We start from the raw sequence: 14,243 nt of genomic DNA on the forward strand, positions 1-14,243 counted from the left end.
AATTATTCTAGCTGATATCAATTTCTCCAAGTGGTCTGACCACGAACACTACTACTATAATAATCGAAGTGTAGGGAAATTGTCCATTATATTTTCACAACCACATTTTCTTCCCCGACAATTTCACGAAGTGCTCCTAAACATTCTTCACTTGGATGGATCGATAAACTCCGAGATAATTGTACCATTTTATGTTCCTTTTCATAATAAATTAGTACTTTCGCAAAACCCGAATAGTCAAACAATATTTTAGTAACCTGATTTAATAGCTTTTTCTCGTACTGAGACGGCAATTTCACGTAAACAGATGCATCTTTCTTTTCTTCATACACATCCATTTCTTCTAACGGATATAGTCCATTTACAATCCATTGCAACTTATGATTTCTAAGCTCAATCATGCCGTCAACTAAAACAATTGCTCCTTCTTGTAACCTATCTGAGAAATGTATATATGTTTCGGGGAAAAGAACTGCTTCCATTTCATCATTTTGATCACAAAATGTAATAAACGCCATCTTCTGCAACTTTTTCGTACGAATCACTCTTACACTTGTTATATACACGATCGCTCTTTGTACCTTTTTCTTATGCCGCATCGCCTGAGCGAGAGATGGAATTTCTAATTCTTTCGCTAACTTCACATACTGCGCCGTCGGATAGCTCGATAAATAAAAACCTAGTGCTTCCTTTTCTTTATTTAACTGTTCAATAAAAGAAAGCTCTTCTCCTTGTACGTATTTTGATTTTGGAACAGCATCTCCTAAATCACGTGCAAGATTTGCGTATTCTACCGCTCCTTTAAGACTTTTCCACAAATTCGTTCTCGAAACACCAAAATCGTCAAAACATCCAGACCAGACGAACGCCTCTAAATTTCGCTCTGTCACAAATTTTGATGGCATGCGAAGACAAAATTCAAATAAATCTTCAAACATTTTTTTCTCTCGTTCTTCGAGTAATGCTGTCACTGTAGCCATTCCGATGTTTCGAATGGAAAGTAAACTGTAACGTATCGCATTGCCTTCTATTTGAAAATTGTAACCACTTCTCTGAAGAGATGGCGGCAAAACATGAAAACCTTTCCGCTTCGTTTCTCGTATATACTGCACAATCTTATCTTCATTTCCAATTGCACTCGATAATAGTGCCGTCATAAATTCCAGCGGATAATTCGCTTTTAAGTAAGCAAGCTGATATCCAATCATACTGTAGGCTACTGCGTGACTTCGGTTAAAACCGTAATTCGCAAATCTTACAATTAAATCGTAAATTTTCTCAGCAGATGTCTCGTCATAACCATTTTGTAAACAACCTTGCACAAAATGCTTACGTTCCTGATCTAAAATATCACGATTTTTTTTACTCACTGCACGGCGTAATAAATCTGCTTCTCCAAGCGAGAATCCCGCTAACTTCGATGCAATTTGCATAATTTGTTCTTGGTATACAATGACACCGTACGTTCTTTCTAGAATTGGCTTTAAGTCTGGATGTAAATATTCAATTTTTCTTTTTCCGTGCTTTGATTCAATAAAGGTCGGAATTTGTTCCATCGGTCCCGGTCTATATAACGAGTTAACAGCGACAATATCTTCAAATTCATTCGGCTTTAACCCGCGAAGTACATTTCGCATACCACCTGATTCAAGCTGGAATACACCTGTTGTATCCCCTCTACCTAACAATTGGAACGTCTTTTCATCTTGAAGTGGTAAATTTCTTATATCAATCTGTGTTCCCGTTTTTTCCACGATAAACTTTATAATATTTTCAAGTAACGTTAAATTACGTAATCCTAAAAAGTCCATCTTGAGCAACCCAAGTTCTTCTAATGCATCAGCTGGGTATTGCGTAACATACACATCGTTATGCCCTTCTTGAATCGCAACACTTCCGGTTAATGGCTCTTGGCTCATAATAACGCCAGCTGCATGAATAGATGTATGACGTGGTAAGCCTTCTACACGTTTTGCAATTTCAAACACACGCTCATGCAGAAGGTTTCCTTGTATAAACTCACGGAGTGATTGCGATTCCTCATATGCATCTTTTAACGTTATACCAAGCTTTGATGGGATAAGTTTTGAGAATATGTCAATATCTCGCGGCGGAAGCCCCATTACACGCGCAATATCTCTAATTGCCGCTTTCGCTGCCAGCGTCCCGAACGTTACAATTTGAGCAACACGAAGCTGACCATATTTATCTTTCACATATCGAATCATCTCATCACGTCTTATATCCGGAAAATCGATATCAATATCTGGAAGTGTCACACGCTCGGGGTTTAAAAATCGTTCAAATAATAGATCGTATTCAATTGGATCAATATCTGTAATTTCTAATACATAAGAAACGAGTGAGCCAGCCGCGGATCCACGCCCTGGTCCTGTTAAAATATGATTTTCATGCGCATACTTCATAAAATCCCATACGATGAGGAAATAATCACTAAATCCCATACTAGAAATCACATTTAATTCATGGTTCAAACGCTTTATATGCATTTCTTTCGGCGTACCATAACGTTTCTGCAATCCTTCTTCACAAACGCGGCGTAAATACATATCATTCGTCTCGTTAACTGGAACAGGAAATTTCGGTAATTGATTTACATGGAAAGGAATTTCTACTTGGCAAATTTCTGCAATTTTTATTGTATTTTGAATCGCTTCCTCAGCATGCGAAAATAGTGCTTCCATTTCATCCGTTGACTTTAAATAATACTGATCCGTTTTCATTCTCGGCCTATCTGGATCAGTCATTTTCGTTCCACTTTCAACGGATAATAAGCATTCATGAACAAGTGCGTCACTTTGATTGATGTAGCGTACATCGTTCGTTGCAACGACTGGAACATTTATCCTACTCATAAATTCAGGTAATTTCTCTTGCAGAACCAATTCATCTTGAATCGCATGATGCTGCAAACTCATATAAAAATTGCCAAACATGCTTTGATACATGCGAGCTACTTCTTCAGCCTGACTCTCTTTGTCTTCTAATAATAATTGTTCAATTTCCCCATCTTTACCTGGTGAAATGGCAATTAATCCTTTCGCATAATGGGCAAGCCACTTTTTCGGAATACCTTCTTTTGACTTCGTCATAATGCTACTAGAAATCTTTAATAAATTTTGATAACCTATTTCATTTTCCGCAAGTAAAACAAGCGGATAAGATTTTTCTTCTTCTTCACTAAAAATAGCAGCCGTTAAGCCGATAATAGGATGTATGCCATGTTTCTTACATGCTTTATAAAACGGAATAACGCCATACATAACATTTTCATCCGTAATAGCAAGTGATGAAAACCCAAGCTCTTTCGCTCTGACTACAAGCTCATCAATTTTACAAGCACTTTTTAATAAACTAAAAACGGTTTGACATTGTAAATGCACAAACTTCACTGTTGTACCCTCTCTTTACCTATTTGACTACTTTTATTATAGGTGAAGAGGAAAGCGGAAATCAAAACATACTTCTTATACTTTGTCCATATATATGAAGAAGAAAGGAGAATGACGATGGATGTAAGAGAACATACTTTTTTCTCTCTGCTTATTATTAGTTACTTTATTGCCTTTGGGGTTATACTTGGCGGTTCATTAATTGGTGGATTTGGTGCATTTCTTATCGGAAAACCAACTCTAACTTACATTAATCAATTCGCCCAAAATTTAAGAATTTGGGCACTCGTTGCAGCGATTGGCGGCACATTTGATACTTTTTATAGCTTTGAAAGAAGTTTCTTTGGCGGAGATATGAAAGATATCGTAAAACAAATTCTCCTTATTTTTTTCGCAACGGGTGGTATGCAAACGGGTCTTACTATTATTAAATGGCTAACGCAGGAACATGTATGAGAGTACCAAGTGCCAATACAGCAAAAAGATGGTATTTAGTTTTAGCTGGTGCTGCTGTTGGAGGCGTGTTGAGCTGGTTTATTTTTTTGTACATATACGGTGTTTTTCAAGAAGAACAAGCTATTAAAATAGCAGAACAAAAAGAAATTATAGAAAAACAAGAAGCAAAGCTCCACGTCCTTCTCGAAGATCAAGAAAAATTGAATACTGAAAATAAACGGCTCTTAACCATTCAAGAGATTAAAATAAAACTTATAAATCGAGAAAAATACGATTTAGACAACCTTACACTTGAAAATATGACTACATCTATCCATAATGACCTCCAACATCTTTTAACGAAAAACATTCAAAGTATAGCCAAAAATAAAGACCTACTCAAAAAGGTAATCGAAAACAAAACGTACAAACATTACGATCGGCTATACCGTTTCAAAGTCGATACAATATCTTTTGATACAGTGCTTGAAATTAGCATTACGATAGAGAAAGAAAAATAAAGAAGGAGGGCTTTAGCGCCGCTCCTTCTTTTCGTTTTCATATATAATCTCTTATCTACACAGCTCACGTAAATCAGCAAAAAGACGATCCGCTTCTTCCCAAGAAGATGCTTTTGCACCAGAAGCCATCGGATGCCCTCCGCCATTATATTGCATTGCTAATTTATTTATCACTGGTCCTTTTGAGCGAAGACGAACACGAATCACGTCATCTTCCTCTAAAAATAGAACCCACGCCTTTAATCCATCAATATTACCAAGTGCTCCAACAACACCAGATGCCTCAGAAGGAAGTACATCAAACTTTTCTAATACTTCTTTCGTTAATTTAATGTAAGCTGCTCCTTCTTCTACCATCGTAAAGTTTTGTAAAATATAGCCGTTTAAACGAGCAATCTTTTCTTTCGTCTTATACATTTCGTTGTATAAATCTGTGAATTTCACATCCATATCAACAAGCTCACTCACGTAACGAAGTGTTTTTGCTGTTGTATTCGGGAATAAGAAACGACCTGTATCCCCAACAATACCTGCTAAAATAAGACGAGCTGCTTCTTTCGTTATCTGTAATCCTTTATCTTTTCCATAACTGTAAAACTCATAAATCATTTCACTTGTAGAACTTGCTGTCGTATCTACCCACGTAATATCTCCGTACGGATCTTCATTCGGATGATGGTCAATTTTAATTAACATCTTCCCTTTTGCATAGCGTTGATCGTCAACACGTTCTTGGTTCGCAGTATCACATACGATAACAAGTGCATTTTCATATACACTATCTTCAATATCATCCATTACTCGTAAGTATGCTAGTGACGGTTCATTGTACCCAACCGTATAAATATTTTTCTCTGGAAACGATTCTTGTAGAATGGTACTAAGACCGCCCTGTGAACCTAACGCATCTGGATCTGGACGTACATGACGGTGAATAATAATTGTATCAAACTCTTTAATAGCTCCTAAAATTTGCTCATGCATATGTATAATCTCCTTTTTACTCAACTTCTTCACTTTATCTTCCATTATAACGGAAAGTATTTCATACATGCGAACAATTGCTTTATAATAAAAATTAGAAAGTTTAGATATTTCTTTTTTCTCCACTATTATTTTTCATAAAGCGATGGGAGTGTGCATTATGCCAGTATTAGTCTTCTGTATTATCGTCTCATTTATGTTGTACCTCTTCTACAAAACAAAATACTTTCGTACAAACCGCCCAATGGAGAAAGGTTGGCTCTCAGGAAAATCTGCAATGGCACTCGGTTCATTCGTCTTATTCTTCGGGATAAACCAATTCTTTTTAGACCTTTCAACCGCTCGTATTATCGTTGGTGTCTTATTTGTTCTATTTGGTAGTGCAAGTGTATTTAATGGATTTCGCCAATATAAACATTTCTTACCATTAGCAGTGGAAGAAGCTGAATCTGCCTGAAGAAACGTAAAAAAGCATCAACATTGTGATGCTTTTTTACGTCCCCTAACTTTTAAAATCATATATGCAACAAACGCAGAAGGTATATTGAATGGGTTGCCTTGCACATGAAAATGTAATTGTTCTTCCTCAAAAGACATTTTTTCATATAGTTCTCGCTGAGATAATCCTGTTCGTTTCTTTTTTTCATGTAATCCTTGTAAGTATAAATATTGAAACGGTATCATCACAAGAAAGTAAAATAGTGCGATACTACCAAAAAAGAGTACTGTTGATGACATAATGCATACCACCTTCCAGAAATCCATTTTATTACAATTAAATTATACCATAGTCTAGAATCTAAATGAATTAATATTCTGTTTTTTTATCACACAATTGTCTCTCCCCATAATTCTTCTTCAGCATACTGAATATATCGCCGAATAAAACTTCCGGGATTCTTTTTAATCGGTTCAATATCAAGTCTTAATGGTATTTTTCCGGCCATATAAAAGATTCTTGAAGCGGTCCCAAGTCGAATGGCTGCTTCCGAAATATTTTCCCCATATCCCATCATGAAGTTCCCCCATACTTCTTCTAACTGTCTCGAAGCAATTAAATGCAATCTTGGAACACCAATATCAAACTCTTTATACCCAAATCCACATTCATCAAAATCGAGTAAATACCAATCCTCTTTATCTACAAGAACATTGCCAAAATGCATATCGCCATGAACAAATTGTTTTTCTCCTAGTTGAGTTGAATTTGTAAGTTCTTGTATTCTTTCTGCAATTCTCAAGCATTTATTTTTTTCCGCATAAGATAAAAACGAAGTATGTAATAAACGTTGTAAAGGCTCGTGAATTGTCTTTTTCTCGCTATATATAGGCCTTTCATAACCTCTCCAAGTTTGCGGCATTCTTTTGAGCACTCCATTTGTTTTTTCATGAAACATTCGCATTAATGATCCAAGCTTTTCATAATCTTTATCCTTTGGTTCTAAAATTTCACTTCCGTTTATAAACCTAAAGACAACAAAATACTGGATATTTCCTTCATCTTTCATAATAGGTGTGATTAAATCACCACTTTTATTGACAACTACTTCTGGTACTAACATTTGTTTTTGTATCGCTATTAACCAATGTATTTCAGCTTCTATTTGCTCGGCTGTATAACGTCCCTCTCTATACTGCCTCACTACAAATTTATTTTTGTCCGATTCGAATATATATGTTTGATTTTCTCCCCCATGCAATAATGAAACTTCCGTAAGACGATTTAAATTATATTGCTTACATAACTGCTCTTTAGTGTGAAAATCCATTCTTTTCCCCCTAGTTCATATAGTGAAGCATCGTTTCCCTATCCAATTACACGATTGTTATCTCTTAATGATTAGTAGCGTAATCGACTAACAGCTACTTTTCTATCCGTATTGATACATATCCTGCTATTTTTTCACTTCTCTACCTGAACTCTTGCGTAGCTTAAATAATAATTTCAAAACCAAATAAAACAAAATAAAGTTAACAAAAAAGCCTAATGGATTAAAAGAAATTTCCCATCCGTCATAATAAATGAAATTTTCTACTGGTATACCAAAGTAAAGAAAATCGCTCTTATTTTCTCCAGTTATAGGAATAAAGGAACAAATAATAGCGAAAATCAAACTTACTACATACAATTTCTTTTTCTTTGCATCCATTCTTCTATGTGTTAACACATGAAAAGTTATTGCAAATACTACCCCTAAAAAGAGAACTATTACTCCCATTCGACACCTCCACAATTATTGTTCAAGCATCTTCAAGTGATTGCATGCCCATACTTATAAATATGAAACAGAACGTGATAGATTCAGTTGCTAACTAAATTTAAAAACTCCCTACTGTAGCGTTCTTAAAAAAAATGGAACAAACCAAAGCGGCTTGCTCCATTTTTTTATTTATCGATTAACTGCACCATAAGTAATGCTTTCCCGACAACATTACCTTCATGATGTACTTCTACATCCACCTTACCAAATTTACGTCCAATTTCTAATACTTTCGGATGAACCGATACAACATTGTCAATTTGAACTGGTTTTACGAAATAAATTGTTAAGTTCTCAACAATTAAGTCGCTCTTCTTTTGCGCACGAATAACGCGATTCGTTGCTTCCGTCACAATCGTTGCAAATACACCGTACGATAACGTTCCGATCGAGTTCGTCATTTGCGGCGTCACTGAAAATTGATATAGATGTTCATTTTTCGCTTCTTTCGGCGTCATAAATTGATTCGTTACAATATCATCAATTGTTTCGCCGACTTGTGGTTGACGCTGAATCATTTGCAACGCCTGAAGTACATCTTGACGGCTAATAATACCTTGCAACTTATTTCCTTCATCAACAACAGGAAGTAACTCAATACCTTCCCACACCATCATACGTGCCGCAGCCGCGACAGACATTTTTCCATTTACCGTAATTGGATGCCTTGTCATTACTTTATCAATTGGTGTTTCTTTTGCAACACCAATCATATCCTTAGAAGTCACAATACCTAATACCTTTTTATTTTCATCAACAATTGGATACCTTCCGTGCATCGTCTCTTCGTTATATGCATGCCATTGCTGCACTGTATCATTTGGTTTTAAATATAACGTTTCTTCAATTGGCGTTAAAATATCTTCAACGAGTACAATTTCTTTCTTAATAAGCTGATCGTAAATCGCACGGTTAATTAACGTTGCAACTGTAAATGTATCGTAACTACTTGAAATAATCGGCAGTTTTAATTCATCTGCTAATTTCTTCACATGATCTTCCGTATCAAATCCGCCCGTAATTAACACCGCAGCTCCAGTTTCTAACGCTAATTGATGTGCATTCGTACGATTACCGACAATAAGTAAGTTTCCAGCTTCTGTATAGCGCATCATCGCTTCTAATTTCATTGCCCCGATTACGAATTTATTTAACGTTTTATGTAGTCCTTCTCTGCCTCCAAGTACTTGACCATCGACAATGTTAACGACTTCTGCATATGTCAGCTTTTCAATATTTTCTTTCTTCTTTTGTTCAATTCGAATTGTTCCGACACGTTCAATCGTACTAACATACCCTTTATTTTCTGCATCTTTAATTGCACGGTAAGCTGTCCCTTCACTTACACTCAAATCTTTCGCAATTTGCCTTACAGAAATTTTATGCCCTACTGGTAGGCTATTAATATGTTCTAAAATTTGGTTATGCTTGGTAGCCAAATGGTTTCACCATACTTTCTTTTCCCTAAATTCTTCATGTGTTGTATTTTCAGTATACTATATTTTCAAAACTGTTACACTCTCTCTTTGTATATCTGTACTATTTTTTTTATAACAAAATACGTCTTACATTACACTGCTTCTTCTATTACAACAATGTAATGGTATTGTCATCTCGTTCGATAGTTTGTCCAGCCACTTCCATATACAATGAAGACAAGAAATGAAACAAAGGAGCGAATACATGATGAAAAAATTATTAGAAGTTGTAGGTGCTGTATTTTTAGCTTTCGCAGACGGGAAAAAAGTTGCAATGGAATTAAATGAAACACCTGAACAACCACTTCCAAAAAGAAAAGAATCATCAAAACAAGTACAACCTTTAAAAGCTGTTCTACACACATAAAAAACCCTTCACTTGTCTTTTCAAATGAAGGGTTTCTTTTTTATAGTGTAATACTTTCTCCAGCTTCTAATACTTTCCCTGTACCATTTTGTAGCTTTTCTACAAATTGATATGGATCTTGTTCAATTACTGGGAACGTATTGTAATGCATCGGTACAACAGTTTTCGCCTGAACCCATTTTGCTGCTAAAATAGCATCTTCTGGTCCCATTGTGAAATTATCACCAATTGGTAAAAATGCTACATCAATGTTATGTAGTTCCCCAATTAATTTCATATCAGAGAATAGAGCAGTATCTCCTGCATGGTACACAGTTTTTTCTTCTGCTGTAAATAAAATACCTGCTGGCATACCTGTATATGTAATCGTCTTATTTTCTTCATCAATATAACTAGAACCGTGGAATGCTTGTGTAAACTTCACTTTTCCGAAGTCAAATTCATGTGAACCACCAATATGCATCGGATGTGTATTTACACCTTGCCAACTTAAAAAAGTCGCTAGTTCAAACGGTGCCACAACAACTGCGTTATTTTTCTTCGCAAGCTCTACTGTATCTCCAACATGATCACCATGTCCGTGCGATAAAAGAATCGCATCTACTTTTACATCTTCAGCCTTTAAATCTGTTTTCGGATTGCCCGTTAAAAATGGATCAATTAAAATCACTTTTCCATTTGTTTCGATCTTTACAACTGAATGCCCATGATAAGATACTTTCATTATTACATTCCTCCCTATTCACATTCTCACTTTTTATTCTACATGATTTTTCAATTCCCTGTCTTTTCTAACATCTATTTACTTGTCATAACACTTTCCTACGATGTAAAGTTATATTTGTAATTAAATATCTCGGGGGTGCCAATCGATGAATGCTAGATTAGAAAATTTAATGCAATGGCTAAAAGAAAAAAACGTAGAAGCTGCGTTCTTAACTTCTACACCGAACGTCTTCTACATGACAAACTTCCACTGTGAACCACACGAAAGACTTCTTGGTATGTTTGTATTCCAAGAAAAAGAGCCTATTTTAATTTGTCCTAAAATGGAAGAAGGCCAAGCACGTAACGCTGGCTGGGCACATGAGATTATCGGATTTACTGATACTGACAGACCATGGGATATGATTGCAAAAGCAATTAAAGACCGCGGTATCAATGCAAACGCAGTTGCGATTGAAAAAGAACATTTAAACGTAGAGCGCTACGAAGAATTAACAAAACTATTCCCAAATGCAGCTTTCAAATCAGCTGAAGAAAAAGTTCGTGAACTTCGTTTAATTAAAGATGAAAAAGAACTTTCTATTTTACGCGAAGCAGCTAAAATGGCGGACTACGCTGTTGAAGTTGGTGTAAATGCAATTAAAGAAGATCGTAGCGAGCTAGAAGTATTAGCAATTATCGAACACGAATTAAAAACAAAAGGCATACATAAAATGTCATTCGATACGATGGTATTAGCAGGTGCAAACTCTGCTCTTCCACACGGTATTCCAGGTGCAAACAAAATGAAACGCGGCGATTTCGTACTATTTGATTTAGGCGTAATCATTGATGGTTATTGCTCTGACATTACACGTACAGTAGCATTTGGTGACATTTCTGAAGAACAAACTCGTATTTATAACACTGTACTTGCTGGACAACTACAAGCGGTTGAAGCATGTAAACCTGGTGTTACACTTGGCGCAATCGACAACGCTGCTCGCTCTGTTATCGCAGATGCAGGTTACGGCGACTTCTTCCCACACCGCCTTGGTCACGGACTTGGAATTAGCGTACACGAATATCCAGATGTAAAAGCTGGTAACGAGTCTCCATTAAAAGAAGGTATGGTCTTCACAATCGAGCCAGGTATTTACGTACCAAACGTAGGTGGCGTTCGTATTGAAGATGATATTTACATCACAAAAGACGGATCAGAAATTTTAACGAAATTCCCGAAAGAATTACAATTTGTGAAGTAAGAAAAAAGGCAGCGTGATTGCTGCCTTTTTCTATTTCTCTACTATTTCAAATTTCTCTACAATCATTTTCGCTGGATAACTTTCAAGCGTTTGAGAAGACCATACTTTTATTTTATCCCCTGTTTTTAACTGTTTATATGCACCTTTATCTTTAAAACTCAAAACTATATGTGATGGATACTCTTTATTCATTTGTTGTTCTATATAATTTTGCAACTCTATTTTTGTTTCAAACGTTTTATCACTGACGAAAAATACCGTATCATTTCTTACTATGACATACCCTTCTTCAGGTACTTTTTTTACTACTACTTGTTTTGTAGTACACGCTGATAATATGATTAAAAATACACTTAGAAACATAAAGCTTTTCATATGCCTATTCATTTTTAACTCCCTACTCTAGGCTATTTCAAATTTAACACCATCTTCTCCTCATACTTATCATCCCATTTAATCAAAACCTCTATCGGTTCATCTTTAGATAGAGGCGCACAACTGACACAAGATGATTTCATTTCAATCTTTGCTCCTTTATGATTTTCTGACGTTTGTGTCATTGTGCTAAAGGCTCCATTAATAGCAATCTCTAAATTTTTAAATTCTGTATTTCCATCTCCGCCCTTATATTGAAACGTAAACATTCCATCTTCACTGTCATCCTTAATATACCCTTTATATTGTCCCGTCCAACTTTTGCTCTCGCTAGAAAAAGTAACATACGAAATCGAACAACTCCCTAAAAAGAAAATAGTAATAAAAAAGAATAATACTCTCTTCATCATGCCCCTCCATTCAAAAGCACTTATTTATTGTCTATTTCTTTCTCCTATTATATTATAAAAATACAGAATTTTCTAAAATAGGAGGTTTATATGTTACAACAACAGTTAGAAGAAATCCGTAATAATAATTACATACTGGATAACAAAATTAACATTGATTCTTTAAGTTCTAATATGCTTGAGCACATCGGTGTTACTGATAGCTATTTAAGGGATAAACTTATTTACTCTACTTTTTACCATCTCATCAAAAAGGACTATATTTCACACACAAACTTACAGAAACTATTATTAGAAAGCATCAGTGAAAAATATTTATTGTATAAGATTCATTCGGATGACGAAGATGCGGTATTTACCCGTGCATTTACAACATTATTAATTGCACTCATTATTGATGCTGATACAAATCATAATTTCTTATCACAGAATGATATTTTAACTGTAAAAGATCAATTAATTCTATATATGAACAACGAGCATGATTTCCGCGGATATGTGCAAGACCACGGCTGGGCACATAGTATCGCTCACGCTTCTGATACATTTGAAGCGCTTGTTCGTAGTCCTAAACTGGAAACTTTATATTACGAAGAAATATTACAAACTTTATTAAACAAAGTTTGTGTCCATTCTATTTATTACAAATATGAAGAAGACGAGCGCCTCGTTTATCCGATTGTCGCAATGCTACAAAATGGTCTAAAGGAAGAGGTACTCCTATTAGCCCTTCATGAATTAGTAGCTCAATTACCCGTCAAAAAACAGACATTACATACTGAATCGTACGAGTACCTATACGGAAATATAAAATCTTTCTTACGTAGTTTGTTTTTCCGACTACGCACACTGTCTATATGTGAAAAAACCGAATGCAAAATTGAAAAATTGCTGCAAGACCTTCCAAAATATTATTAAAAAAAGAAGGCCACTTAGAAAGTGCCTTCTTCTATTTCACTAATATTTAATTGAAATTTCACGATCCAAACTGAGAAAAGGTGGACAAGAAGCGCAAACGCCATACATGCTCCGCTTAAAAAAGTTAGTATAGGATGCGAATACACGTGCCCTAATCCATAAGATATCGCCACGAAAAACATTGTTATGTAAATATAAATTGCTCCATGTATTTGCCTCATATGAACCTCCTTTTCCCATATTATAACATAAATTTTCTGATTATTCACATTAATAGACTGTAATTAATATTTCTCAACTGTTACACCTCTAACAGCAGCCTTAATATATGGTGCTCCTTGTAAACTTTGTAAATCCTCTGTTTTCCCTGTTACAACTACACCGTATATTGGTAGGTCTTTTGGTTTTGTGTTTTTTATTTCTTTATAGTTTGCCCTAAAAAATTCGTGATATCCCCTTTTATTTTCACTTAAAGATATCCAAATACAGCTTTTCTAAATGTTTATTATAATAAAAAGCACATCTATTTTGATGTGCTCTACACATATACTTTAGTAACATATGAATCATTTTTTGAAACAAAAACTCCCACTCATCTCTCCCCACACTATAGTTATAACTTAGTTGCCATAATAATTGAACGAGGATAAAACCCCACCTTTTCATAAAACGATACAGCTTTATTTCCGTACACTACTGTTAATTCAATTTCATCGATCTTCTTCGCTTTAAACCATTCCACTGCACTATTCATTAATTTTAAACCAAATCCGTTTCTTCGATATTTTTCATCAACGAATAAAACTTCAATCTTTCCGTTTACACTTTTACTATACGCTATACAAAATCCTAATATATTATCTGTTTCCGCCTCAACTAATAATTCAATTCTATATTCTCCATACTTTGAATTCTGTTTATAATTTTCAATACGTTCCTCAAATGTCATTCTTGGATAATCACCAGAAAAATGTTTTGATGTATTGTTATGATATTCATGCAATTTATTTAAAGGTTCTCTTATTATTTCTATTTCATCGAGAGTGATATATTTATTACTAATCATCATCCTACAGCATCTCCAATAATATATATTCCAACCAAAAAGAAG

General features: G+C 35.1%; 17 protein-coding genes and 1 pseudogene. 6 read left to right on the top strand and 12 right to left on the bottom strand.

Annotated elements, in window-relative coordinates:
* Positions 1-86 precede the first annotated feature (86 nt).
* Complete coding sequence (gene dnaE, locus AC3WVA_RS04475; RefSeq protein ID WP_492321795.1) at positions 87-3,413, bottom strand: DNA polymerase III subunit alpha; 3,327 nt, start codon at positions 3,411-3,413, stop codon at positions 87-89.
* A 42-nt stretch (positions 3,414-3,455) separates the two neighbouring features.
* On the opposite strand from dnaE, the gene ytrH reads away from it, so the two are divergent.
* Both ytrH and ytrI read left to right on the top strand, forming a co-directional pair.
* Complete coding sequence (gene ytrH, locus AC3WVA_RS04480) at positions 3,456-3,869, top strand: sporulation membrane protein YtrH (RefSeq protein ID WP_116746256.1); 414 nt, start codon at positions 3,456-3,458, stop codon at positions 3,867-3,869.
* The gene (ytrI, locus tag AC3WVA_RS04485) at positions 3,866-4,369 is read left to right on the top strand and encodes a sporulation membrane protein YtrI (protein ID WP_048531646.1); all 504 of its coding nucleotides are present in this window, start codon (positions 3,866-3,868) and stop codon (positions 4,367-4,369) included. The genes ytrH and ytrI overlap by 4 nt, the downstream gene beginning before the upstream one ends.
* A gap of 51 nt (positions 4,370-4,420) precedes the next feature.
* Here the strand turns inward: ytrI and AC3WVA_RS04490 are convergent, their stop codons facing one another.
* A complete protein-coding gene (locus AC3WVA_RS04490) occupies positions 4,421-5,353 on the bottom strand; it encodes a DHH family phosphoesterase (protein WP_098880534.1) in 933 nt (310 codons plus the stop codon).
* 160 nt (positions 5,354-5,513) lie between these two features.
* On the opposite strand from AC3WVA_RS04490, the gene AC3WVA_RS04495 reads away from it, so the two are divergent.
* Positions 5,514-5,810 (top strand): YtpI family protein, encoded by a 297-nt coding sequence (locus AC3WVA_RS04495; protein ID WP_098344564.1) that lies wholly within the window; start codon positions 5,514-5,516, stop codon positions 5,808-5,810.
* A gap of 17 nt (positions 5,811-5,827) precedes the next feature.
* On the opposite strand, the gene AC3WVA_RS04500 is transcribed toward AC3WVA_RS04495, so the two are convergent.
* The 4 genes from AC3WVA_RS04500 to AC3WVA_RS04515 all read right to left on the bottom strand — a co-directional run bounded on the left by AC3WVA_RS04500 (position 5,828) and on the right by AC3WVA_RS04515 (position 9,053).
* A complete protein-coding gene (locus tag AC3WVA_RS04500) occupies positions 5,828-6,091 on the bottom strand; it encodes a DUF3949 domain-containing protein (RefSeq protein ID WP_142320917.1) in 264 nt (87 codons plus the stop codon).
* Between the two features lie 89 nt (positions 6,092-6,180).
* Complete coding sequence (locus AC3WVA_RS04505) at positions 6,181-7,122, bottom strand: phosphotransferase enzyme family protein (protein ID WP_098344562.1); 942 nt, start codon at positions 7,120-7,122, stop codon at positions 6,181-6,183.
* A 126-nt stretch (positions 7,123-7,248) separates the two neighbouring features.
* Positions 7,249-7,572, bottom strand: a complete 324-nt coding sequence (locus AC3WVA_RS04510) for a hypothetical protein (RefSeq protein WP_141539567.1) — start codon at positions 7,570-7,572, stop codon at positions 7,249-7,251.
* Positions 7,573-7,739: 167 nt separating this feature from the next.
* The gene (locus AC3WVA_RS04515) at positions 7,740-9,053 is read right to left on the bottom strand and encodes a CBS domain-containing protein (protein ID WP_000201587.1); all 1,314 of its coding nucleotides are present in this window, start codon (positions 9,051-9,053) and stop codon (positions 7,740-7,742) included.
* 244 nt (positions 9,054-9,297) lie between these two features.
* Here AC3WVA_RS04515 and AC3WVA_RS04520 point away from each other — a divergent pair, with 244 nt between their 5' ends.
* Positions 9,298-9,459 (top strand): hypothetical protein, encoded by a 162-nt coding sequence (locus tag AC3WVA_RS04520; protein ID WP_492321796.1) that lies wholly within the window; start codon positions 9,298-9,300, stop codon positions 9,457-9,459.
* 40 nt (positions 9,460-9,499) lie between these two features.
* Here AC3WVA_RS04520 and AC3WVA_RS04525 read toward each other — a convergent pair whose 3' ends face one another.
* A complete protein-coding gene (locus AC3WVA_RS04525) occupies positions 9,500-10,183 on the bottom strand; it encodes a metal-dependent hydrolase (RefSeq protein WP_098880531.1) in 684 nt (227 codons plus the stop codon).
* Between the two features lie 148 nt (positions 10,184-10,331).
* Here AC3WVA_RS04525 and pepQ point away from each other — a divergent pair, with 148 nt between their 5' ends.
* Positions 10,332-11,429: a Xaa-Pro dipeptidase gene (gene pepQ, locus AC3WVA_RS04530; protein ID WP_048531663.1), complete on the top strand. Its 1,098-nt coding sequence runs from the start codon at positions 10,332-10,334 to the stop codon at positions 11,427-11,429.
* A gap of 30 nt (positions 11,430-11,459) precedes the next feature.
* Here the strand turns inward: pepQ and AC3WVA_RS04535 are convergent, their stop codons facing one another.
* Together AC3WVA_RS04535 and AC3WVA_RS04540 are read right to left on the bottom strand one after the other, a co-directional pair.
* On the bottom strand, positions 11,460-11,816 hold the full coding sequence (locus AC3WVA_RS04535) for a DUF3221 domain-containing protein (RefSeq protein WP_088314966.1): 357 nt from the start codon (positions 11,814-11,816) through the stop codon (positions 11,460-11,462).
* Between the two features lie 20 nt (positions 11,817-11,836).
* Entirely contained in the window at positions 11,837-12,214 is a 378-nt protein-coding gene (locus tag AC3WVA_RS04540) for a hypothetical protein (protein WP_492321797.1), read from the bottom strand.
* A 90-nt stretch (positions 12,215-12,304) separates the two neighbouring features.
* Here AC3WVA_RS04540 and AC3WVA_RS04545 point away from each other — a divergent pair, with 90 nt between their 5' ends.
* Positions 12,305-13,132, top strand: a complete 828-nt coding sequence (locus tag AC3WVA_RS04545; RefSeq protein ID WP_492321798.1) for a DUF2785 domain-containing protein — start codon at positions 12,305-12,307, stop codon at positions 13,130-13,132.
* Positions 13,133-13,146: 14 nt separating this feature from the next.
* Here AC3WVA_RS04545 and AC3WVA_RS04550 read toward each other — a convergent pair whose 3' ends face one another.
* The 3 genes and pseudogenes from AC3WVA_RS04550 to AC3WVA_RS04560 all read right to left on the bottom strand — a co-directional run bounded on the left by AC3WVA_RS04550 (position 13,147) and on the right by AC3WVA_RS04560 (position 14,201).
* Positions 13,147-13,353: a hypothetical protein gene (locus AC3WVA_RS04550; RefSeq protein WP_001248905.1), complete on the bottom strand. Its 207-nt coding sequence runs from the start codon at positions 13,351-13,353 to the stop codon at positions 13,147-13,149.
* 63 nt (positions 13,354-13,416) lie between these two features.
* Positions 13,417-13,566 (bottom strand): annotated as a pseudogene (locus AC3WVA_RS04555) (anti sigma factor C-terminal domain-containing protein); the annotation flags it as partial.
* Between the two features lie 179 nt (positions 13,567-13,745).
* On the bottom strand, positions 13,746-14,201 hold the full coding sequence (locus AC3WVA_RS04560) for a GNAT family N-acetyltransferase (protein WP_098520816.1): 456 nt from the start codon (positions 14,199-14,201) through the stop codon (positions 13,746-13,748).
* Between the last annotated feature and the right edge of the window lie 42 nt (positions 14,202-14,243).

The organism is Bacillus sp. EB106-04-02-XG92, from assembly GCF_058791995.1.